This window comes from Chloroflexota bacterium, from assembly GCA_014360825.1.
Lineage (GTDB): Bacteria > Chloroflexota > Anaerolineae > UBA2200 > JACIWT01 > JACIWT01.
Genome location: JACIWT010000002.1, coordinates 52,788 through 74,834 on the forward strand (window position 1 = coordinate 52,788; position 22,047 = coordinate 74,834).

The 22,047-nt window shown below is 57.0% G+C and carries 19 protein-coding genes; 9 read left to right on the top strand and 10 right to left on the bottom strand.

The features are described from left to right. Positions 1 to 3 precede the first annotated feature (3 nt). From H5T64_01550 to uvrB, 4 genes are all read right to left on the bottom strand, one after another. Positions 4 to 849 (bottom strand): CBS domain-containing protein, encoded by an 846-nt coding sequence (locus tag H5T64_01550; protein ID MBC7263022.1) that lies wholly within the window; start codon positions 847 to 849, stop codon positions 4 to 6. 165 nt (positions 850 to 1,014) lie between these two features. Continuing rightward, positions 1,015 to 1,416, bottom strand: a complete 402-nt coding sequence (locus H5T64_01555) for a hypothetical protein (protein MBC7263023.1) — start codon at positions 1,414 to 1,416, stop codon at positions 1,015 to 1,017. Positions 1,417 to 1,745: 329 nt separating this feature from the next. Further along, the gene (locus H5T64_01560) at positions 1,746 to 2,627 is read right to left on the bottom strand and encodes a radical SAM protein (GenBank protein MBC7263024.1); all 882 of its coding nucleotides are present in this window, start codon (positions 2,625 to 2,627) and stop codon (positions 1,746 to 1,748) included. Positions 2,628 to 2,742: 115 nt separating this feature from the next. Then, positions 2,743 to 4,824, bottom strand: coding sequence for an excinuclease ABC subunit UvrB (gene uvrB / locus H5T64_01565; protein ID MBC7263025.1), 2,082 nt, complete (start codon positions 4,822 to 4,824; stop codon positions 2,743 to 2,745). Positions 4,825 to 5,026: 202 nt separating this feature from the next. On the opposite strand from uvrB, the gene H5T64_01570 reads away from it, so the two are divergent. The 8 genes from H5T64_01570 to alr all read left to right on the top strand — a co-directional run bounded on the left by H5T64_01570 (position 5,027) and on the right by alr (position 12,927). Continuing rightward, the gene (locus tag H5T64_01570) at positions 5,027 to 6,148 is read left to right on the top strand and encodes a site-2 protease family protein (protein ID MBC7263026.1); all 1,122 of its coding nucleotides are present in this window, start codon (positions 5,027 to 5,029) and stop codon (positions 6,146 to 6,148) included. 412 nt (positions 6,149 to 6,560) lie between these two features. Next, complete coding sequence (locus tag H5T64_01575; protein MBC7263027.1) at positions 6,561 to 7,703, top strand: ABC transporter substrate-binding protein; 1,143 nt, start codon at positions 6,561 to 6,563, stop codon at positions 7,701 to 7,703. A 138-nt stretch (positions 7,704 to 7,841) separates the two neighbouring features. Continuing rightward, positions 7,842 to 8,747 (top strand): branched-chain amino acid ABC transporter permease, encoded by a 906-nt coding sequence (locus tag H5T64_01580; protein ID MBC7263028.1) that lies wholly within the window; start codon positions 7,842 to 7,844, stop codon positions 8,745 to 8,747. A gap of 10 nt (positions 8,748 to 8,757) precedes the next feature. Next, on the top strand, positions 8,758 to 9,717 hold the full coding sequence (locus H5T64_01585) for a branched-chain amino acid ABC transporter permease (GenBank protein MBC7263029.1): 960 nt from the start codon (positions 8,758 to 8,760) through the stop codon (positions 9,715 to 9,717). Next, a complete protein-coding gene (locus H5T64_01590; protein ID MBC7263030.1) occupies positions 9,698 to 10,465 on the top strand; it encodes an ABC transporter ATP-binding protein in 768 nt (255 codons plus the stop codon). Before H5T64_01585 ends, H5T64_01590 begins: the two co-directional genes overlap by 20 nt. Next, positions 10,465 to 11,187 carry an ABC transporter ATP-binding protein gene (locus H5T64_01595; protein MBC7263031.1) on the top strand — a complete coding sequence of 241 codons (723 nt, stop codon included), beginning with the start codon at positions 10,465 to 10,467 and terminating at the stop codon, positions 11,185 to 11,187. The genes H5T64_01590 and H5T64_01595 overlap by 1 nt, the downstream gene beginning before the upstream one ends. 184 nt (positions 11,188 to 11,371) lie before the next feature. After that, a complete protein-coding gene (locus tag H5T64_01600; protein ID MBC7263032.1) occupies positions 11,372 to 11,728 on the top strand; it encodes a hypothetical protein in 357 nt (118 codons plus the stop codon). Between the two features lie 29 nt (positions 11,729 to 11,757). Next, positions 11,758 to 12,927, top strand: coding sequence for an alanine racemase (alr, locus tag H5T64_01605; protein ID MBC7263033.1), 1,170 nt, complete (start codon positions 11,758 to 11,760; stop codon positions 12,925 to 12,927). A gap of 35 nt (positions 12,928 to 12,962) precedes the next feature. Here alr and H5T64_01610 read toward each other — a convergent pair whose 3' ends face one another. After that, positions 12,963 to 14,306 (bottom strand): hypothetical protein, encoded by a 1,344-nt coding sequence (locus H5T64_01610; GenBank protein MBC7263034.1) that lies wholly within the window; start codon positions 14,304 to 14,306, stop codon positions 12,963 to 12,965. Positions 14,307 to 14,415: 109 nt separating this feature from the next. Next, positions 14,416 to 15,495, bottom strand: coding sequence for a homoserine dehydrogenase (locus H5T64_01615; protein MBC7263035.1), 1,080 nt, complete (start codon positions 15,493 to 15,495; stop codon positions 14,416 to 14,418). A 113-nt stretch (positions 15,496 to 15,608) separates the two neighbouring features. On the opposite strand from H5T64_01615, the gene H5T64_01620 reads away from it, so the two are divergent. Next, positions 15,609 to 18,479 (top strand): hypothetical protein, encoded by a 2,871-nt coding sequence (locus H5T64_01620; protein MBC7263036.1) that lies wholly within the window; start codon positions 15,609 to 15,611, stop codon positions 18,477 to 18,479. Between the two features lie 66 nt (positions 18,480 to 18,545). Here the strand turns inward: H5T64_01620 and H5T64_01625 are convergent, their stop codons facing one another. The 4 genes from H5T64_01625 to H5T64_01640 form a co-directional block, all read right to left on the bottom strand. Further along, positions 18,546 to 19,175 (bottom strand): nicotinate-nucleotide adenylyltransferase, encoded by a 630-nt coding sequence (locus H5T64_01625; protein ID MBC7263037.1) that lies wholly within the window; start codon positions 19,173 to 19,175, stop codon positions 18,546 to 18,548. Then, the gene (gene obgE, locus H5T64_01630) at positions 19,172 to 20,434 is read right to left on the bottom strand and encodes a GTPase ObgE (protein MBC7263038.1); all 1,263 of its coding nucleotides are present in this window, start codon (positions 20,432 to 20,434) and stop codon (positions 19,172 to 19,174) included. The genes H5T64_01625 and obgE overlap by 4 nt, the downstream gene beginning before the upstream one ends. A 125-nt stretch (positions 20,435 to 20,559) precedes the next feature. After that, positions 20,560 to 20,838 carry a hypothetical protein gene (locus H5T64_01635; GenBank protein ID MBC7263039.1) on the bottom strand — a complete coding sequence of 93 codons (279 nt, stop codon included), beginning with the start codon at positions 20,836 to 20,838 and terminating at the stop codon, positions 20,560 to 20,562. A 93-nt stretch (positions 20,839 to 20,931) separates the two neighbouring features. Then, positions 20,932 to 22,002 (bottom strand): tetratricopeptide repeat protein, encoded by a 1,071-nt coding sequence (locus H5T64_01640; protein ID MBC7263040.1) that lies wholly within the window; start codon positions 22,000 to 22,002, stop codon positions 20,932 to 20,934. Positions 22,003 to 22,047: the final 45 nt, after the last annotated feature.

The following is a 22,047-nucleotide window of genomic DNA, read 5'->3' on the forward strand; positions in this document are numbered from 1 at the left end:
GCATCACAGATTGATCAGGATCTCCAGGCGGGTTCCCACCCCAACTTTTGATTCCAGATGCATCTCGTCCGCACAGGCCTGGATGTTGTTTAACCCCATCCCTGCGCCAAAGCCCAGTTCGCGGATCCAATCCGGGGCAGTAGAATAGCCCGGCTGCAGTGCTTTCTCGATGTCGGGGATGCCGGGGCCACTATCCACCGCGACGATCCTGATCCTTTCTGGCTGGATTTCGGCGATGAGTTCCCCGCCTTTGGTGGTGTGAAGGACCAGGTTCGTCTCCGCCTCATAACTGGCCACGGCGATGCGACGCACTACAGCGGGCTTCGCTCCCAGTCGTTCCAAGGCGCGCTTTAACTTGCTGGCAGCCTCTCCACAGCCCACAAAGTCTAAAGGCTTTACCTTGTAGCGCAAAATCAGGCCGGTCTGGTCAGATGTGATGTCCTCAAAAATGTGGCTGGCCCGATAGCGATGGATTTCCTCTTCGTGATAATCAACTTCCAATTGGCGAAGTAAGCCACGCGCGATATCTCCCTGCGTCACTATACCAACCAACTTTCCGTGCCGATTGACTACGGGGAGCCGTCCGAAACCGAAGCGAGCGAATTTATTCAGTGCCTGGACGACGGACTCATCAGCAAACACCGTTTGCACTTCAGTGCTCATTTTCTCGCCGACGGTAGCGTCTATATCGCCAGATTCGAGGGCTTTTATCAGGTCTTCGATGCTGATGATGCCAACTAGTTCGCCATCTCGCAGCACTGGGGTACCTGAAATGCGGTTGACCCGGAGCACCTCCTTCAACTGACGCATCGAATCGTCGGGAGATACGGTGATGACTTTCTTCGTCATGACCTGCTCAATCTTCAGTTCATATACCAGTTCTTGGAGCTTGGTTACTTCTCGGCTTGACTCGGTTGTTAACGTGCTTCTTGGTTCTTGACTGTTCGTGACCACTGTCGTGAGCTCATTCTCTTGCCCAGGGACTAAGGTGATTCCGATTCGATGAACGATGGGCTACATGCCGCATGACGAAGGAGGATCATCGAGCCAGGTGCCTGCCGTCAACGGGAACAAACCACAACTTGGGAGTCCGGCCTGGTATAGTCGGCCACAGGTTTCGTACATCGTGTACTTGGAAGCGAGCAGTGGAATACCCTTCTCTTTGGCCAAAGCGATGGTCTCTGCAGGGGGCAATTTGCCGCGCACGAAAACGATGGCCACGATGCCCGCCATTTCGGCGGTGCGCACAACCTGCGGGTTAGTCAAGCCGGTCATGAGCAAGGTGCCGGCATGGGTAAAAGCCAGGACGTCACTCATTAGGTCGGCACCACAGGCCATTTTCGCCTCGATGGAGAGATCAATCTCTGGCCAAAGTACCTTACCTTCGATGATTTGCAAAACCTCTCGTAAGGTCATGACATCGATTCACTTTGAAGCCGATCACGGCATCGCCAAACAGCCACAAGGGGCCTTGCGAACCATTCGTCTGCGGAGACTTACAGGTGATGGAGGGAAGAATCCTGTAGCAGGTTCTAGACCCCTTGCCCGCTTGAGCAACCCCTCACTGCCCACAACCCCGTGCGTGCAGGCGGTTCCCGATGGCAATCTCTATTGTCCATTTCGAAAGGGTATGATAACTTTTACAAAGCGGCAGGATATTATCATATTTTGGTATCCTTGTCAAATATTTTGTGCGCGGCTAAAAAGTGCCGCGGGCGGCAGAACCAGCCAGCGGAAGGATCCCGTTACTCTACGCATTCCTGCATCCAACCGTGTTCCAGGCCAACGTCTAAGGCAATCTCCACAGCCTCTTCATACTCTTCTGGCGTGATCTTTCGACCCAGCACCGGGTCGCCAACTGCCTTGTGGGCCGGGAAATACTGGTCCATGAGGCTGATGTGCACTCGGGGCGATAGTTCCTCCGCGATCCAGCGCAACACTTCACCTGTCCCGGCCAGTCTCTCGGGCAGCACCATGTGGCGGATGATCATCCCTCGCTGGGCGATGCCGTCGCTATCCACGACCAACTCCTCGCCCACCTGCCGGAACAGTTCCTTTAGTGCGGCGCGGTTGGCGGCTACGTAGCCTTTGAAGCGCGAGAGACGGTGGGCAATAGCATCGCTGGCGTACTTAGCATCAGGCAAATAGATGTCTATAACGTTTTCTAATAAGCGCAGGGTCTCGACACTCTCGTAGCCGCTGGAATTGTAAACCAAAGGGAGGGAGAAGCCTCGTGGCACAGCGTAGAGTAGCGCAGCCAGGATCGCCGGTACGAAATGAGTGGGCGTTACGAAATTGATGTTATGGCAGCCGCGCTTCTGTAGTTCGAGCATCATCTCCGCCAAGCGCTCGACGGTGACCTGCTGACCGACGCCCAGCTGGCTAATGGGGTAGTTCTGACAGAACAGGCAACGCGCGGTACAGCCGGTGAAGAAAATCGTGCCCGAACCTCGTGTGCCGCTAATTGGCGGCTCTTCCCAAGGATGGACGTTCCAGGAAGCGACTACGGGCTCGGCTCCCATGCGACAGAAACCATGTTGGCCGGCCAGCCGATTCACGCCACAATCGCGGGGACAGAGATCGCAAGCAGACAACCGTTCGCGTGCGATCCGAGCCCGTTCTGCCAATTCCCCTGTTCTCGCGAGGGCCAAGTAACTTGGCCGCCATTCACGGCTCCCCAGGGTTAACGTATCGAACCCCTTTCGTCGCAATCATTTCTTCTTACAGCGAGGACTATCCAGTTCACCGTCGTGATCTGCGCATTCTCCCTTGTGCAGGGGACATCACACCAGTCGCGCGTGTGCCACTCTCCCACCGCTGTGCTCGCACTCGCTCCCACTCCGGGACTTGCTTATCTTCTAAGGTCTGGCGCAACTCGAAAATTTGATCTCGCAAGAGGGCTGCTTTCTCGAACTCGAGGTTGGCAGCGGCGGTTTTCATTTGTTTTTCTAATTCGCGGATCAGGTGGTACAGTTCCTCCTTAGGAATGCCCGCCCCAACGCGATATTCGGCCTGTTCCTCGGCAGCCACACGTAGCCGGTCGGTCAGATCGCGCACCTCCTTCACGATACTGGCGGGCACGATACCGTGCTCTTGGTTGTAAGCCACCTGGATTTGACGGCGGCGGTTGGTCTCTTCAATAGCTCTTTTCATGGACTCGGTCATGGTATCAGCGTAAAGGATCACTTGCCCGTGGATGTGCCGCGCCGCACGGCCCATGGTCTGAATGAGCGAGCCCTCCGAGCGCAAGAAGCCCTCTTTGTCCGCATCCAAGATGGCAACCAGTGAGACTTCGGGCAGGTCAAGTCCCTCACGCAGCAGGTTGATGCCCACCACCACATCGTAAACACCGGTGCGCAGGTCGCGTAAGATCTCCACTCGTTCTAATGTCTCGATTTCCGAATGCAAGTAGTGCACCTTAACGCCCATCTCTTGGAGATAATCAGCCAGATCCTCGGCCATACGCTTCGTTAGGGTGGTCACCAGGACGCGCTCGCCACGCTGTACGCGTAGGCTGATCTCGTGGAGAAGGTTGTCTATCTGACCTTTGGTGGGGCGCACAATCACTTCTGGGTCCACCAGACCAGTGGGCCGGATAATTTGCTCTACCACCTGGGCAGAATGTTTGAGTTCATAAGGGCCGGGAGTGGCGGAGGTGTAAATCACCTGGCGAATGTGTTTCTCGAATTCGCTGAAGGTGAGCGGGCGGTTGTCGAGGGCGGAGGGCAGGCGGAAACCATATTCCACCAACACTTCTTTGCGTGACCGGTCGCCGTTGTACATGCCCCTCACCTGCGGAATGGTCATGTGCGACTCGTCCACAACGAGCAAATAGTCCTCGGGGAAATAGTCCAGCAATGTCCAAGGTTGTTGGCCCTTCTCCCGCTGAGATAGATGGCGCGAGTAGTTCTCGATGCCAGGACAGTATCCTACTTCACGCAGCATCTCCATGTCGTAACGAGTGCGTTGCTCCAGGCGTTGGGCTTCCAGCAGTTTGCCCTGGTCTCGCAGTTCCTTCAGCCGTTCCTCTAATTCCTTCTCGATACGCTCCAGGGCGATGTACAATCGCTCCTGGTTGGTGATGAAGTGTTTAGCAGGGAAGATTTGGATTCGCTCCTGTTCGGTCAGTATCTCGCCGGTGAGCGGGTCAATCTCCGTGATGCGTTGCACCTCATCGCCCCAGAATTCAATGCGGAAAGCGGTATCCTCGTAGGCAGGGAAAACGTCCACTGTGTCACCGCGAACGCGGAAACGACCACGCCCGAAATCCACGTCATTGCGCTGATAGAAAATCTCGGTCAGATGCCGTAACACGCGGTCGCGGCGGTGCGTTTCACCTACGGCCAATTTGACGGTGTCCTGACCATATTCGTCAGGTGATCCGATACTGTAGATACAAGATACGCTGGCCACAATAATCACATCGCGGCGCGTGAGCAGGGAAGAGGTAGCCGCCAGACGAAGTTTATCGATTTCCTCGTTGATGCTGGCGTCTTTTTCGATATAAGTATCGGTGCGCGGCAGGTAGGCTTCGGGTTGATAGTAGTCGTAATAACTGACAAAGTACTCCACGGCATTGTGGGGGAAGAACTCGCGGAACTCACTGTAGAGTTGTGCGGCCAGCGTTTTATTGTGACACAGGACGAGCGTAGGGCGTTGCACCTGTGCGATGACGTTGGCGATCACGTAAGTCTTGCCGGATCCGGTTACTCCGAGCAACGTCTGATGCTTGTATCCCCGGCGCAAGCCCTCCACCAATTTGGCGATAGCCTGAGGTTGATCGCCGGTAGGCTTGAAATCTGACACTAATTTGAACTCGGGCATAGGCCTCTCTTGCACATACAAATAATAAGGCGTTAGGTGCTTTCATAGTAATTATACTATCTTTTGCACTTAGTGTCCAGAACAGGCGTTCGGCAAGGTTAAGGGAAACACTTTCTTGGCAAGCCCAACGCCAAAGCCTTTGCCAGATGGGGCTTTTGTACTCCTCAGAAAATGCAGTAGAATAAATTTAGAAGGAGATGTTATGGCCAATCATTGGATCAGCGAGGATCTCGTCTCGCGTCTGAAAGCAGCATTGGGTGATATCTTCGCCGTGGAGGATACCACAATAGGGCAGCAACCAGAGGCTCCGATCCGATTCCGTGGCCGGTTGCTTGTGCCATCTGAACAAGCCTTTGCGCTGATTTCGTCGCGGTTTCGGGAACTGGGATACACTCCCATCTTGCGCCGCGCCGATGGGCAAGATGTGATCTTCGCTGTGCATGGCGTACCCGAACAATCAACGGTCTTCAGCCCAGTGGGCGCATTGCTATTTGTTTTGACGCTACTATCGGTTTGGTTTGTGGGAATGACCTGGAATGCGCCTCCTGAGGCTCAAGATCTTGCTGGTATCTTCCGCTACCCACTTAGTGGACTACCGCATTTAATCACCCTGATGACCATCCTCGTTGGCCACGAACTAGGTCACTATTTCGTGGCCCGACACTTCGGTCTGCCGGTGACATTGCCTTACTTCATACCCCTGCCCGTACCACCTTTCGGGACAATGGGCGCAGTGATCCGCATGAAATCACCACCGCCCAATAAGCGGGTTATGTTGGCAGTTGGTGCGGCGGGCCCACTAACCGGTATCCTGCTGGCAATACCCCTGCTACTGATCGGCCTTTTGAGGTCACAGGTCCAGCCTCTCCCGACTGAGGGGGGATATTACATGGAGGGCAACTCTATCCTGTACCTCGTGCTCAAGTTCCTGGTATTTGGGCGGGTATTGCCCAGTGCTACAGAGGACGTTTTCATTCACCCGATCGCCTTCGCTGCCTGGGGTGGCATCTTGGTCACGTCGTTGAACCTGTTGCCGGCCGGGCAGTTAGATGGTGGACACATTGCCTACGCTCTTTTTGGCAAGCGAGCGCGCCAGGTAACTTGGCTGGCTTTAGGGCTGAGTCTGGTGCTCTCATTGTTGTGGAGAGGGTGGTTGTTGTGGGCAGCGCTTATCTTACTCCTTGGGCAGCGCCACGCCGTGCCACTGGATGACATCACACCTCTGTCTGCGCGGGAGAAGGTCTTCGCTGCTTTCATGTTATTGGTGTTCCTGTTGGTTTTCACGCCGGTGCCACTGGTGATAGTGGCGGAAAGCACTGTTTGACAAAATCTACTTTTCACACTATTATAATAACCAGACAATTTATTCGCGAGTTTGTCTCAAAAAAATCTCTATAGCCTAGTTCGAAGAGTTTTCGGCCGTTGAGGGAAAATTAACAGACCGGGTGGGTCGGAATGGCCAGAGTGCCTAGCCAAAAGCAACGGGCGACCTGGTGGACGATGGCGTGTAACTCAGTGGAAACTGTTGACATTAGGGTGTATTTACCCTGGTGGTGTAGTCCTGCGTGCGGACTCAGACATCACCAGGGTTTTTGATTTGGTTTTGGGTGTTCCACAACGATCCTCGCATCTCTGGTGTAAATGAGCGACTTTTCCGAAGGAGGTGATGTGTAGTAGGGCCAATCTCTTTTGGGTCTATGGGCGAAACTTTTGTGAAACAAGAGGAGGGAGATCCCATGTACAAGAGAGTTATGCTGTTGCTATTGGTTCTGACCCTGGTAGGGGCGCTTGGTGCGTGTGCTCCCGCGGCCCCGGCTGAGATCAAGATCGGCGTCAATGCCGAACTCACCGGCGGTATCCCCGTTATCGGCGCTTCTTGCAAGAATGCGGCGGAGATGGCCGTGAAGGAAGTGAATGATGCTGGCGGCCTGGAGGTTGGTGGCAAGAAGTACAAGATCGTGTTGCTGGTCGAGGACAACGAGGATAAGGCCGAGTCGGCGGCAGCAGTAGCCCAAAAATTGAACACCGCCGGGGTCCTGGTACATATTGGCGCGAACGCCAGCCGCAACGCCATCCCTGCCTCGACTGTCTGTGAAGACGCCAAATTGCCCATGATCAGCCCCTGGTCCACCAACCCCAAAACTACAGCCGGCAAGAAATACGTCTTCCGGGCCTGCTTCATTGACGATTTCCAGGGAGTGGTAGCCGCCAAGTTCGCCATCAACGATCTGAAAGCCAATACCGCCGCTGTTCTCTACGACGTGGCCAGTGAGTACAACAAGGGCATCGCCGAGGTCTTCAAGAAGACTTTCGAGGAGGCGGGCAAAAAGGTAGTGGCTTTCGAGACCTATACCACTGGCGACAAAGATTTCTCCGCCCAATTGACCAAGATCAAAGCCTCCGGTGCCGATGTCTTATTCCTGCCCAACTACTACAGTGAAGTGCCACTGCAGGTGCAACAAGCCCATAAACTGGGGTACACCGGCACCATCTTCGGCAGCGATAGCTGGGGCAACCTGGAAATCATTGACCTCTGCGGCGCCGATTGTGAGGGTCTCTTCTTCACCACCCACTATGCTCCAGACATTGCTACGCCCAAGGCGCAGAAATTCATTAAGGCCTACGAAGCGACCTATGGCAAGACCCCCGACGACGTGGCCGCTCTAACCTACGACGCCTTTGGGTTGGCTTTCCAGGCCATCCAGGCGGCAGGCAAGATTGACCGCGAGGCGGTGCGCGACGCGTTGGCCAGCATCACCAAGTATGAGGGCGTCACCGGGACAATGGAATTCAGGGGCACCGGCGATCCGGTGAAGAGCGCGGTGATCATTCAGATCAAGGGCGGTAAATTCACATATTACACCTCTGCCGCCCCATGATCTTCGCTGTGAAGCCCGGCGTTTCACCCTGAAGGGTAAACAAGGTTAGGTGGGTTTCGTGGAAACGAAACCCGCCTAACCCCATTTTGAATCCTCAAGGAACAGTTGCAGGGAATATACGAAGACAGGAGATTCCAAGTGCAATTTATCATCCAACAAGTATTGAATGCTCTGCAATTAGGCAGTGTGTATGCGCTCATCGCTTTGGGCTATACCATGGTCTATGGCATCCTGCGCATGATCAACTTCGCTCACGGCGACATTTTCATGGTGAGCACCTACTTGGGCTTCTTCGCTGCTTCATTTTTGCTAGGGCGGGCGTTGCATTTACCTGCGGCTTTCACTTTTGTACTAACTTTGGTTCTGGCTATGATTGGCACCTCGCTTTTGGCAGTACTCATCGAGCGGGTAGCCTACAAGCCACTCCGCCAGGCCCCGCGAATCTCGGCGGTGATCACAGCCCTGGGCGTAGGTTTGGTTTTGGAGAACACGACCTTAGCTACTATCGGCCCGGAGCCGCGTATCTTACCACAGGTAATCCCAGTGATTAACCTCAACATTGCTGGAGTAGCCGTCTCCAGCATCCAGATAGTGATCCTGGTTATCTCTGCTATCGTGATGTTCGTCTTAGACACCATAGTGCGAAAGACGATGACTGGCATGGCTATGCGCGCTATTTCCTTTGATAAGACAGTGGTCCCTTTGATGGGCGTGCCCATGGATCGCATTATCTCCATCACTTTCGCACTGGGTTCTTCGATGGCCGCGATTGGTGGAGTCCTCTATGGCATCGCCTACATGATAGACCCTTATATGGGCATCCGCATTGGCTGGTGGGCCTTCATTTCTGCGGTGGTGGGAGGCATCGGCAATATCCGCGGGGCTATGGTTGGCGGCTATATATTGGGGTTCGTGGAGATCTTCGTGGCCGCCTTTTTCCCCTCCACTTACCGTGACTTTGTGGTCTTTGCTTTGCTCTTGGCTCTCCTGGTGTTCAAGCCCACAGGGATCATGGGTGTGCCGGTAGTGCAACAAAAAGTGTAGGATAGAGACTATGAAAAGACGTTGGCTAATTGCACTGGTCCTGGTGTTAATCTTTGCACTGTCCATCTTGCTCCCCCATTTTGGAATCCTGAACCTGTATCTACAGCAGGTGATTATGTATGTGGGGATTAACATCATTCTCACCATCAGCCTGAACCTGGTGAACGGTTATATGGGGGAGTTTTCGGTGGGTCATGCTGGGTTTATGGCCATTGGCGCTTACGTCTCTTCGCTGCTGACTGTGCTTGTTTTTCCCAAGCCCTGGGGGCCGTTTGTGTTCCCATTGGTATTAGTCCTGGGTGGTCTCGCTGCGGCATTGGCGGGTTTGATCGTGGCTTTTCCCTCCTTCAAAACGCGCGGCGATTACTTGGCTATCGTTACCCTGGCTTTTAACATGATCATCAAGAGCGTGCTGGAGAATATTGATGCGATCGGAGGCCCCCGTGGCTTTATGGGCATGAGCAAGTTGACCAACGTAGCGTGGGTCTATGTCTGGGTGCTCATCACCATTTTCGCCATCCGCAATTTCATATTCTCCAGTTACGGGCGGGGTATCCTTTCCATCCGCGAGGATGAAGTAGCCGCGGAGTTAGTCAGCGTGAACACGCGCCAAGCCAAGATCCTAGCCTTTGTCATCTCATCCTTCTTCGCCGGGATTGCCGGTGGACTCTTTGCCCACGTGCTGCAGTTCATCAACCCACGCAGTTTCACTATCCTGAAATCCACCGACGTTTTGGTGATGGTCTATCTGGGCGGTATTGGCAGCATCACCGGTTCCATATTGGGCGCTTCCATATATACGGTTCTGCTGGAGTTACTGCGGCCATTGCAGGTCTGGCGCTGGGTGGTAGGGCCACTTTTGCTCGTCATCCTGATGATCACGCGTCCGCGGGGTATTTTTGGACTGCGCGAGGCACGTGTGCTTATCCCTGCGGAGGAGGTGGGGGCAGATGCCGCTGCTACAAGTTAAAAGCCTCAGCCACTATTTTGGTGGACTGAAGGCAGTCTCAAATTTCAACCTCAACTTGGAGCCTGGGGAACTGGTGGGTATCATCGGCCCCAACGGGGCGGGTAAAACCACGGTTTTTAACCTGATTACCGGCGTCTACCGACCTACTGAAGGACAGATATTTTTCAACGGGCACAATTTGGTGGGGCTACAACCCCACGAGATTATCAACAAGGGCATTGCCCGCACCTTCCAAACCATCCGCTTATTCAAAGACCTGAGCGTTCTGGATAACGTGCGCATCGCCTGTTACTCCAAGGTTCAGTATACCCCTTGGGCCTCCTTCCTCCGCACCAGGGACTTTCGCGCAGAGGAACAGAGAATCCGAGAGGAATCACTGCGTCTTTTGGATATCTTCAATCTGAGCGGTTATGCTCATGCCCAGGCCAAGAACCTGCCTTATGGGGAGCAGCGGCGCTTGGAGATCGCTCGGGCTCTGGCGACCAAACCCAGACTCCTGCTGTTAGACGAACCAGCCGCAGGGATGAACCCAGGGGAAATCAAGCGTTTGATGGAACTCATACAGTGGATTCGCCGTGAGTTTGATCTAACCATTATCCTGATCGAACATCAGATGCGGGTGGTCATGGGCATTTGTGAACGCATTCAAGTGCTGGACTTTGGCGAGACCATTGCTGAAGGCAAGCCCAAAGAAATCCAAAACCATCCCCGTGTGCTGGAAGCCTATCTCGGAAAGGGGGTGGCATGATGACCTTAGATGCGCCCTTGCTGGCGGTCCAGGATCTGGTCGTCTCCTATGGGAATATCAGGGCCCTGCGTGGTATCTCTTTCGAAGTGCATGAGGGGGAGATTGTGACCCTCATCGGGGCCAACGGTGCGGGCAAATCCACTACTTTGCGGGCCATCTCGGGGCTCGTTCCTATCGAGAGCGGCAGTATTACGTTTAACGGCAAAGACTTGCGAGCCTATCCCCCTCACCGTATCGTCGAGTTGGGCATCTCCCACGCGCCGGAGGGCCGAGGCATTTTCGGCAACTTGACGGTGATGGAGAACCTCAAACTGGCCACTTATGCCCGCAAAGACAAGGATGAGATCAACAAAGACTACCGGCGCGTCTTCGACCTCTTCCCGCGATTGGAGGAGCGCAAGAACCAGATCGCAGGGACGCTCTCCGGCGGCGAGCAACAAATGCTCGCCATGGGCCGTGCTCTCATGACCCGTGGTCGTTTGATGCTCTTGGACGAGCCTTCCATGGGCCTGGCTCCCATCTTGGTGCAGGAAATCTTCCGCATTTTGCGGGAGATCAACCAGTCAGGCACGACCATCTTGTTGGTCGAGCAAAACGCACACATGGCTTTACAGGTAGCCACCCGTGGCTACGTCTTGGAGACGGGCACCATCACGCTTCAGGGCCCGACACAAGAACTGGTGAGCAATCCCAAGGTGAAGGAGGCGTATCTGGGAGGATAACCGGGAGATAATGCAGGGTGCAGTGTGGCTGGGCAGTGGGTGGGAAAGATCGGCCTTAACAAAGTGCCTGATTGCAGTCGTTATTTCATTGGTAGTGAGCAACGCTTGCGTTGTCTCCCGAACACCCGAACTTTCGCTTTCACCCAAACGAATCCACTTGGAGGAGACTACGAGGGAGGAAAGCGTGGACTCCCGGGAGATTTTCCTTATCTGGGAGGACCTAGCAGGGGCGGGTGTGGAGTTTCAGTTGTCTCTCGTGCGCCCCCTCACTTATCTCCATTTCCGTGTTCCTCAGGCAGCGGACTTCTGGGTTCAGTGTCGGCAACTCGATGGCGATTTGGAGTTATCCCTTGGCTATCTCAATGATGAGCAAGAAAAAGACCACAAGATTCGACCCCATTTCTGGAAAACAGCAAGCCGAGCAGAACTCTTGATTGACGCAACTTGGAAACAAGACGTTTACTATGTGCTGGATGCCAAGGCGGAGATCCTGCCAGAAATGCCTTGGGTGCTTGTCGTACAAGTCTATGGGAGCCGGTAAGCCGGCGGTAATTTCGAAGGAGGAAGGGGTTGCACAACGAGATTACTTGGGCGGAAATAGACCTAGACGCTATTGCCCACAATGCCCGTCAGTTAAAAAAATACGTGGGTGAGCGGACTGAGTTGATGGCGGTTGTCAAAGCGAATGCGTACGGTCATGGCGCTGTGCCTGCGGCTCGGGCGGCTTTGGAGGGTGGTGCGTCGCGTTTAGCCGTCGCTCGCGTGGACGAGGGACTCCAATTGCGGTCTGGCGGGATCGCTGCGCCCATCCTGGTGATGGGCTATGCCATACCGCCGCAGGCGGGGGACATCGTCCGCCATCGCCTCACCCCAACGGTGAACACACTGGAACTGGCGCAGGCCCTTTCCGCCGAGGTGGCCCAGCAAAAGGCTGCTCCCCTGCCCGTTCATCTGAAAGTGGATACAGGTCTGGGCCGTTTTGGCCTTTTGCCGGGCGAAGTCCTGGATTTCGCGCGGGCGCTCGTGTCTTTGCCCGGCCTTTTCCTAGAAGGCTTCTGGACTCACTTCGCTTGTGCCGATGAGGCGGATAAATCGTACACTTACCAGCAGTTTGCGTTGTATTGTCAGGTGGCACGGCAGTTGGAGGAAGCAGGCATTGCCATTCCCATTAAGCACGTGGCCAATAGTGCAGCTACACTGAGCCTCCCCGAGATGCACCTGGATATGGTGCGCTGTGGCATCACTATCTATGGTCTGCGTCCCTCCGAAGAAGTGAAAATGGTGGTCCCCGTACGCCCCGCGATGACCATTAAAAGCCATGTGGCGCGGGTGCGCACTCTGCCAGCGGGCTCTGGCATCAGTTACAACCGCACGTATGTAACTGCAAGACCGACACCGGTGGCCTTGGTGCCCATAGGATATGGCGATGGGTACCGCCGCGGTCTGTCTAACAAAGGTGCGGTACTCATCCACGGCCAGCGCGTCCCAATCATCGGGCGAGTGTGCATGGATCAATTTATGGTGGACGTGAGCGCCATCCCGGATGTTCAACAAAATGATGAGGTGGTGGTGCTGGGGCGTCAGGGCGAAGAGGAGATCAACGCCGAGGAAATCGGTGCACTGGTGGGTACCAACAATTATGAGACAGTAGCTGCTCTCCTGCCAAGGGTCCCGCGAGTGTATCTGCGCGAGGGCCAAGTAGTTGGCAGGCAAACTATAGTGCAGACATCTTACGGCTGAAGCCGAGAGAGACCCTAATATCTCGGCCTAGATGATCATCTCGCTTCCATCGCCAGATAATTCACCATCCGCCCGTCGGCGGTGAAAACGCCACAGGGGCAACCCTCTGGCCCCACGTACACGCCGCGTTTCGCCACGGGCAGAAAAACGACGTACTCCCCCTCGCCCCCGCTGCGCGCGGCCTTGGCCTCTGTCTGCTGCCAGGCAGGGCCTGCCATGCGCAGTGGAACGTATGCGCTGTACGGCACTGCATAATCTACCTGGAGGAAATGCACGTCCAACGGCATCGAAGCGTTGTAGATGGCGTCTAAGATGCTATTGCTGCAATCCCCGCGGGTGAAACAATCGTTGTAAGGCATCCCGGCCGGGATCACCAGTTCCGGCGGAGTTACTTTATTGCTGCCGACCAACACGTCCAGATACTCAGCGATGGACTGGTCCGCATCCAGCCAAGCGATTTGCAGTGGGAAAGCCCCGGAGAAGGTCAGGTCGGCGCCGAGTTGGTTCTGACCGGGCGTCAAGCGCACAGTACCGCCGACGGGACGCGGACGATTGGCCGGTTCGGCGTGGTAAGGGTCGCCAGGCGATGGTGGGTAGACGATGTAGACATAATTAGCCTCAGGTGGAGCCTCGAAGCGCACCCGGTCGTGCCGCGGACCATAACGCGCTAGTAACTGATTCATCAGCGGCTGGAATGCGCCCACATTACCTTCCCTGATGTAAGTCTGCCAGCGTTTAGAAACTGAACCCAAATAACGCACGGTTGGGCGGTCGGATAGGCGGAAGGTAAACACGCCCGTGAGAGTAGGGTAATCGCCTACGAGGTGCAAATCGCTGCCCATATTGGCGGGAATGCGCACGCCATCGAAGCCGAATTGGAGGGCGAATTCTGTCCGCGGATAGCGCTGCCAAGTATATGGCCCGGCCGTGGGAGGACGCAGATCGGCCGGGGTGATGTAACCGGCCAGAAGCGAACGCGTGACGTCTTTTCCGTTGGCGTAGATGCGTAGCCAAGATTCAGGTGCGGCGCTGCCTATGTGGTCATAGACCGGCATCTGTCCCAAGCCACCAAACTGGGTGATGGGCCGACCGTCAAACCAGGATGGATACGTAACGCGCCCGTAAATGGTGGCTTGGATAGTGAAAGTGTCGCCGTTTGTCGTGCTGGAATCGAACACCACGATGCCGTTATTTCCATAGGAGATAATGCCACCGCGCAGAATATCGTCGGGCACCTGGCCCACCAGATCGGTGATGTTGAGGGCGCGGGGTTCGAGCCAGGCAGGTGTCTGGGCCTCCGCTGGGACCGGAAAGCCAGTGGTTAGAACCAGAGGGATTAGAACTGCGAGCCATAGACGGAGTGCATTGTAATTGGGCATCGGTTTCCTCAACGAGTTTTAGATTGCGAATTTGAGATTGTGCCTCGTGAGTGAGGCTCTGATCTCCGTGTGTTGCTCCTGGTAGTCCCTTCAGTCATTTCCATGCGCATTAGCGGTAAAGATTGATAACATCGCGCAACACCGCCGCGCAGGTGGCCCCAGGCCCTTCCTCCTCGATGGTAGATGTGATCACGCCCATCGTATCGGTATAATATACCACTCCCATACCCCACTTGCCAAACCCCGCCAGAGGGTGCCGGTGCTCCAGAGCCTGTGGGCTTACGCGAAGTCTGTAACCACTGTGCTCTCGCTCTGCTGTGGCCACAAGGCGGATGATTCGCCCCTCCTCGGAGGCACGGCGTAGGTCTTCCAGCGAGAGGGCGCGGATACCAGTGACTTCTACGTCGGCCAGCGTGGCTGGAACACCCAGCACTGCATTGGCCACGATCACCAGTTTATTGGCTGCATCCCAGCCATCTATGTCCAGCGACGGATCCGCCTCCGCAATACCGGCTTTCTGGGCCTCGTGTACTGCCTCATCGAAGCCCAGCCCTTCTTCTAACATCCGGGTCAAGATGTAGGTGGTAGTGCTGTTGAAACATCCCTCCACGCGCTCTACCGTGGCACCGACTAAATCACGACTACCGATATTGAGCACCGGACAGCCTCCCGCAACGGTGGCGCTGAAGGCGATGCGTCGCCCATGGTCGGCAGCCATTTTCATCAGGCGCGAGTAGGCGAGTACGAGAGGGCCTTTGTTAGCAGTTACCACGTCCATGTCATGCTTCAGAGCGGTCTCAATGCAACCCAGGCCCGGCTGTCCATCGCGGAGGTTCACTGGCGAGGCCTCGATGAGCAGGTCGGCTGCGGCCTGGCGCACGAGCTCTATTGCTGGGAGGCCAGGATGGCCGCACTCGGGATATGCGGCGATGCCTCGTCTAGTCTTTTTGAGGCTGAGGATGGTCTCGAGATCCAGGCCCTCTGCACGCCAGGCAGCGCCAGAGGTGTCGGCTGCGCCGACGACGGTGATCTCCAATCCGTAACGGTGGCGCAGCACACTGCCTTTATCTCGCAGGAGTTTGAGAAACCCGCGTCCGATGTTGCCTAGACCAATCAGAATGGTGGGTATCTTTTGGGTTTCCACAAAGATATTATACCGTAAAATCCTCGGAAAGGCAAAATCGGCCAATCCCTTTCTCTTCGTGCTCCACCTCCAACTTGACGCCCCCAATGCTCACGAAGTATATTCATGCCGACCGTGATTCATCCCTAATCTCACACCGAATAGATGGAGACTGCCCTATGCCCTGCACCTGGATCCTTCTTTCCCACACCCACTGGGACCGCGAGTGGTACGAACCCTTTCAAGTTTATCGTCTGTGGCTCGTGCGGATGATGGACACGCTCCTCGATCTCCTTGAAAGCGATGCTCGTTTCGTTCATTTCACCCTCGACGGCCAGACGATTATCCTCCGCGATTATCTGGAGATCCGTCCTGAACAGGAGGCTGCCTTGCAGCGGCTCATCCGCCAGGGACGGCTCCTCATCGGTCCCTGGTACACTCTCCCCGACTTCAACCTGGTCAGCGGAGAATCCATTATTCGCAACCTCCTGTTGGGCGACCGCATCTGCCACGATTTCGGAGCCAAAATGAACGTGGGCTACATCCCCGATCCCTTTGGGCAGATCAGCCAAATGCCGCAGATCCTTCGCGGCTTCGGCATAGACACTGCCATCTTCCGCCGCGGCTTGGACGATCACCCGCTCGAACTGGTCTGGGAAAGCCCCGATGGCAGCGCCGTGCTGGTCTCTTACTTGCGCGATGGCTATGACAACGCCGCCAACCTGCCGGTTCGCAGCGCTGAGGAATTCCTGCATGCGATCCGTCGCGCTGCCAAGAGCCTGGCCCCGTACTCAGCCACCGGGGTTCTCCTCCTGATGAATGGCTCCGACCACCTCTGGCCCCAGCCCGAGATACCCAATCGCCTGGTCGAGGTCCGTCGCTCTCTGGGCGAGGCGGAACTTATCCATGGCACACTGCCCCAGTACATCGAGATGGTGAAAGAGCGGCTGGGTTGGTCCGAGGGAGAGAAGGATCTGCACAGCCTGGCATTGCCGCGTATCAGCGGTGAGTTGCGCTCGCCCAAGAGACATCATCTACTGCCAGGCGTGCTCTCCACGCGGATGTGGATCAAACAGCGCAACGTGGAGTGTCAGACGCTTCTGGAGAAGTGGGTGGAGCCGACCATTGCCTTCGCGCGTTGGGTGACAGGTGAGGACCGTGGCGATGCATCTCTGGCCTGGCAGGCATGGACCTATCTGCTCCAGAATCAGGCCCACGACTCGGTATGCGGGTGTGGCGTGGACGCCGCCCACGCCGATATGGTGGGCCGTTATGACTGGGTCGAGCAGATCGGCGGGCGGCTGGTGGCGGAAAACCTAGTCCGCCTCGCCTCGGCGATAGACACGATGGTTCTTCTCACGGACGACGAGCAAGAGACCGGCAGGCCCGCTCGCGCCCTCGTGGTCTTGAATCCCCTCTCCCATCACCGCACCGACGTCGTCACCACGGAAGTGCAAGTGCCCGGCAGTTTAAGTCGCTTCGTGCTGCGTGATGCCCAGGGGAACGCAGTACCCTATCAAGTCTTGGGTGTGCGGGATGGTGACCTTATGTCCCTTGATCTGGATGCGGATACTCTGCGCGGGGCACTGGCAATGGTGCGAGGGGGCCAGGTGATGGGCCTCGCTGTGCAAGAAGTACGTGCCATCCGCGAGGGCGATCAGGTGAAAGTGGATATCAGCTTGGCGGCGAATATGGAACCCGATATGGCGGAAGTGGAGGCCGGGATAGCGACTATACAAGCCCTGCTGTCGGAGGAGCAGGTGTGTCTTTACCATGTTCAAGCCCATCTGGCGACGACCGTGGCTTTCTGCTTTGTCGCCCATGACGTGCCACCTCACGGTTACGCTACCTACGCGCTGGTGCCTGGTGAACCGGCGGACAAGCCCGTTCCCGCCGATTGCAGTCAAAGTGCGATCGAGAACGAATTTTACCTATTGCGGGCGGAACCCGATGGTACTTTTACTCTGGTGGACAAGAACACGCTGGAAGAATACCCATCTCTGAACCGTTTTGTGGATGGCGGTGACCGCGGTGACGAGTATAACTACTGTGCCCCTCCGTCAGACACCGTTGTGGACGCACCCGTCGCGCCGCCGATCATCGAGGTGTTGGAATGCGGCCCAGTCCGCTGGCGGATACAGATGAAGATGGCGTACCGCCTGCCAGCGCGGCTTGCGGAAGGGCGTGAGCGGCGGTCTGATGAAATGGTAGAGATACCCATTGTTACCATTGCGACGCTCTACTCCGGCGTACCGCGGGTGGACTTCGAGGCGCGGGTGACGAACTGCGCCGAGGACCATCGACTGCGGGTTCATTTTCCCACTGGGCTCATAGCGGAGACCTCCTGGGCAGAGAGCACGTTCGATGTGGTGAGCCGGGGCCTGACCTTGCCTGCCCACACCGAGAACTGGATGGAGCAACCCGTGCCCACCCATCCTCAGCAGAACTTTGTGGACGTGACCGATGGCCTTCAGGGCTTCGCTCTCCTCAATCGCGGGCTGCCGGAGTACGAGGCGATACGCAACCCCGATGGGACGGTGACCTTGGCCCTAACCCTCCTGCGCTGCGTAGGCTGGCTTTCCCGCGATGATATGGCTTGTCGGGTGGGACATGCCGGCCCGGCGCTGGAAACCCCCGGTGCCCAGTGCCTTGGTGAACACGTTTTCCACTATGCGGTTGCTTTGCACCCCGGAGATTGGTCAGCCGTATTGCCCCAGGCTCACGCCTTCAACGCGCCTCTCCGTGCCATCGGCTCCGATATCCACGACGGTGACCTGCCGCCCAGCCTGCCTCTCGTGGAAGTGACCCCAGAATCCGTCATCGTAACCGCCATCAAACTGCCGGAGCAGGGGGATGGCCTGATCGTGCGGCTGCATAACGCCGCAGCGCAGCCAATGGAGGCGACATTACGCCTCTGGCGAGTGCCGCGTGCAGCGGCAATGGTGAGCCTGAGCGAAGAGCACGTGGCCGACTTGACTGTGGGCTGGCGGGGCGACATCCATGTGCCGCTGTGTCCCCGTGGCTTGGCGACGGTGCGCGTCAGGTTTTAAGGGTAGCAAACGAGCGGTGGAGTAGGGCGCTGTAAGGGTTGATCTCGCCAAGTCAATCCTTTGGTCTTATGCTCGCAATCGCCTCGGCAGATAAAGCCGATGCTCGCGAATGTAAGCCTCCACCTCGGGCGGTGTCTGATAGGTGATGGATTGACCCTCACGCACGCGGCGCCGCAAATCCACCGCGGCGATGCCCACCTCTGGCGAATGCAGGAGGATGGTCCGAGCCGTGATGCCTGGCAGGTGGGTTTCCAGGGCTTCTAAGTCGGCGCGATGACCCGGGCGCGGTGCCACGACAAGGTGACATAACCTAATGATTTCCTCGGGCTGATGCCACCGCAGCAAGTCAGCCAGAGAATCCGCGCCGATGATGAAATAAAGGTCCGCCCGCGGTCCCCATGCTTCTTGCAACAAACGCAGGGTATCTACCGTGTAGGAGGGAGCGGGCCGTTCCAGGTCCACCCGTGACAGTTCGAAATGTGGGTTGGAGGCGATGGCTAGTTCCACCATACGGACGCGGTGATGGGCAGGGGCGGAGGAATGAGGCTGCTTCAGCGGCGAGCGGCGCGCCGGGACAAACAATACCCGCTCCAATCCCAATGTGGCGCGCGCGTCCTCAGCGATGATCAGATGCCCGTAATGGATGGGGTCGAACGTGCCCCCCAGCACCCCAATGCGACGCTGTTCCTCGCTCATTCTTGCCATTCCAATTCCGTGCCCCCGATCCAGACGGTGTCGCCCGGCTGGATGCCCCGCTCTTCCAATGCTTGCCAGATACCCATCGCCTTGAGGATGCGCTGAAACCGGGCTACTGCCTCGTCATTGTTCCAATCCGTCATAGCGGCGATGCGCTCGATCCTCTTGCCGGAAACGCGGTAACCGCCGTTCTCCGTGGAGATGGTGAAACTCTGGTCCTCCATCGCCGATGCTGGGCGGAGAATGACCATTTCTTCCACCGGCTCCGGTTCGGGCAACTCGGCCAGGGTGCGTTCCACGATGCGCAAGAGGTCGCGCACGCCTTCGCCAGTGATGGCAGAGATGGCGTGGCTGGTCACCCCTCGCGCCGCCATTGCCTCCTGAATGCGCGGCCAAACCTCCCGCGCGCTTGGCAAATCCATCTTGTTGAGCACTATGATCTGGGGCCGCTCAGCCAGAGTCTGGTCGAACAGTGCCATTTCCTTGTTGATGGCCTCGTAGTCGGCCAGCGGATCTTGGGATGCGCCGTCCAGCAGATGGATGAGCAGCCGCGTGCGCTCGATATGACGCAGGAACCTGTCGCCCAGGCCGCGACCCTGATGTGCCCCCTCGATGAGGCCGGGGAGATCAGCCACCACGAAGTCCCGCCTCTCGCCGTGCACCACGCCCAGATTGGGGATCAGTGTGGTGAAGGGGTAATCGGCGATTTTTGGGCGGGCAGCGCTGATAACCGAGAGCAGGGTGGACTTGCCAGCGTTGGGCACGCCAATGATGCCCACCTCGGCGATGAGCCTGAGTTCCAGCGTGAGCCAGCGTTCCTGACCGGGCTCGCCCTTCTCGGCGATGCGAGGGGCCTGGTTGGTCGGCGTGGCAAAGGATGCGTTGCCACGACCCCCTCGTCCACCTTTGGCTACCAGGACCTTCTGTCCGTCTGCCACCAGATCGGCCAGCAATTCTCCGCTCTCTGCATCCCGCACCACGGTGCCCAGGGGCACCTCTATGAGGACGTCCTCGCCTCGCGCGCCGTGCTGGTCTTTGCCACGCCCGTGCTCACCGCGCCCGGCTTTGAAGTGTCGTTTCTTCTCAAAGGCGAGCAGCGTGTTCAGATGCCGGCTGGCCACGATGTACACATCACCGCCCGCCCCACCATTGCCCCCATTGGGCCCGCCCAGAGGCACGTATTTCTCGCGCCGGAAACTGACGCACCCGTTACCACCGTCTCCGGCACGCACATGGATTTTCGCCTCATCGAAGAACACGGTCTGCCACCTCGATCTGGCAGTTATTATACCGCGCGGGTAAGAGTGCAGCAACTCTCACACGGGGCAATGGCTTTTTGGAGATGTGTGTAAGGATGAGGGCAGCGATTTGCCCCCCATCCTGGCTATCTCGGCGTTGGTGTGGGATGGGAAGGGGAGGGGAGCGGAGGAGGTGCGGGGGCAATCTCCAGGGTTGGGGTGGAGGTGGGGACAGGTAGCGTCGGCGGCAATGAGGGTTTGGCGGTTGGGCTGGCGGGCACCATAGTTGGGGAGACTGTGGGACGCGGCTGTCTTTGGCGCGGCTGATAGATCATGAACAAACCGCTGCATATCATGCTCAGCACAACGATGGCGCTGATCACCCAAAAGATGATTTGGCTTGTGTTCCCTTTCCGACGAGCCACAACTACCTCCTTATCCTGAGAGTGGTGACTTCATATCGTTCGTTTGCTAAGGCGTAGGAGAGCATTTACAGTTTTCGCTCGCAGGGGCGTTCCCTACAGACGCCCCCGACAGTAATCCAGGCCCTGTAGCGCGGGCTGCGAATTGGGATCCAATTCCAACGCCGCCTCGAACCACGGGATCGCCTTCTCACACTGATCCGTGTAGGCATAGGAGAGCCCCAATTCGTAATAGTACTCGATGGAGATCGCACCCAAGGAAATGGCTTTTTCGAATTGCGGGATGGCCTCTTCATAGCGGCGACGCACGTAATGACACCAGCCCAGGTGACCATAGGCGTGCCCGTAGTCCGGCGCAACTTGGATGGCCCGCTCGAATTGCGCGGCGGCCATGTCGTAATCGCCCTGGTCGAAGTACACCAACCCTAAACTATCCAGCGGAATGGGGTCGCGAGGGTCCACCTCGCTGGCTTTCCTGAACTGCTCGCTGGCCATCTCGTAATCCCCCAAGATCCGCCAGTTGCGCCCCAGGCTCACGTATAGGAAACTGAGATTGGGTTGCAGGGCAACGGCCCGCTCGTACTCGTCAATCGCTTGGTTGTATTTCCCCTGGCGTTCCAGCACGTAAGCCAGATTGCGTCGCACGTAGAAATCGTTCTCGTCTAATTGGACGGCGTATTCCGCGGTTTCTTGGGCGCGCTGCCATTCACCCTTGTCGGCATACACCTCAGCCAGGCAGGCGTAACCCAGGGCGTATGTCCTGTCCAACTCGGTAGCCCGCAGGCAGGCGCGCATGGCTTCATCGTAGCGCCCTGCCCAGTCCAATACGATGCCCAGAATGGCCTGATTCTCCGGATTTTCGGCATCTATCTCCACCGCTCGCTGTGCCACATTCACTGCTTCGCTGTAGCGCCCACGCAGGGCCAGCAACCGCCCCCAACGGGCGTAGGCGGTGGCATTGCTGGGGTCGAGTTCGGCGGCGCGCTGGTATTCGGCCAGCGCCTCGTCCACTTTGCCTTGGCTGAAGTAATCATCACCCATTGCTAAGTGAGCAGCGCTGCTCAACTCCGTCGGGGTCGGCGTTTGCTGTGGTTTCCCGAGGTTCAGCACGAGATCTGGCTGGAAATGCCAGACGTAGATCCCTGCTGCCAAGGCCACGATTGCCATCAGTGCGCCCCAGGGTCGGCGCTGTCTCCGCGGTCCCAAATACAT

What these genes read in the sequence shown, in the direction of transcription:
- H5T64_01620 (MBC7263036.1), top strand. Translation starts at nt 15,609, where the DNA reads ATGCCCTGCACCTGGATCCTTCTTTCCCACACCCACTGGGACCGCGAG.
- H5T64_01550 (MBC7263022.1), bottom strand. Translation starts at nt 849, where the DNA reads ATGACGAAGAAAGTCATCACCGTATCTCCCGACGATTCGATGCGTCAG.
- H5T64_01585 (MBC7263029.1), top strand. Translation starts at nt 8,758, where the DNA reads ATGAAAAGACGTTGGCTAATTGCACTGGTCCTGGTGTTAATCTTTGCA.
- H5T64_01570 (MBC7263026.1), top strand. Translation starts at nt 5,027, where the DNA reads ATGGCCAATCATTGGATCAGCGAGGATCTCGTCTCGCGTCTGAAAGCA.
- H5T64_01595 (MBC7263031.1), top strand. Translation starts at nt 10,465, where the DNA reads ATGACCTTAGATGCGCCCTTGCTGGCGGTCCAGGATCTGGTCGTCTCC.
- H5T64_01610 (MBC7263034.1), bottom strand. Translation starts at nt 14,306, where the DNA reads ATGCCCAATTACAATGCACTCCGTCTATGGCTCGCAGTTCTAATCCCT.
- H5T64_01590 (MBC7263030.1), top strand. Translation starts at nt 9,698, where the DNA reads ATGCCGCTGCTACAAGTTAAAAGCCTCAGCCACTATTTTGGTGGACTG.
- H5T64_01555 (MBC7263023.1), bottom strand. Translation starts at nt 1,416, where the DNA reads ATGACCTTACGAGAGGTTTTGCAAATCATCGAAGGTAAGGTACTTTGG.
- H5T64_01640 (MBC7263040.1), bottom strand. Translation starts at nt 22,002, where the DNA reads ATGGCAATCGTGGCCTTGGCAGCAGGGATCTACGTCTGGCATTTCCAG.
- H5T64_01625 (MBC7263037.1), bottom strand. Translation starts at nt 19,175, where the DNA reads ATGAGCGAGGAACAGCGTCGCATTGGGGTGCTGGGGGGCACGTTCGAC.
- uvrB (MBC7263025.1), bottom strand. Translation starts at nt 4,824, where the DNA reads ATGCCCGAGTTCAAATTAGTGTCAGATTTCAAGCCTACCGGCGATCAA.
- H5T64_01575 (MBC7263027.1), top strand. Translation starts at nt 6,561, where the DNA reads ATGTACAAGAGAGTTATGCTGTTGCTATTGGTTCTGACCCTGGTAGGG.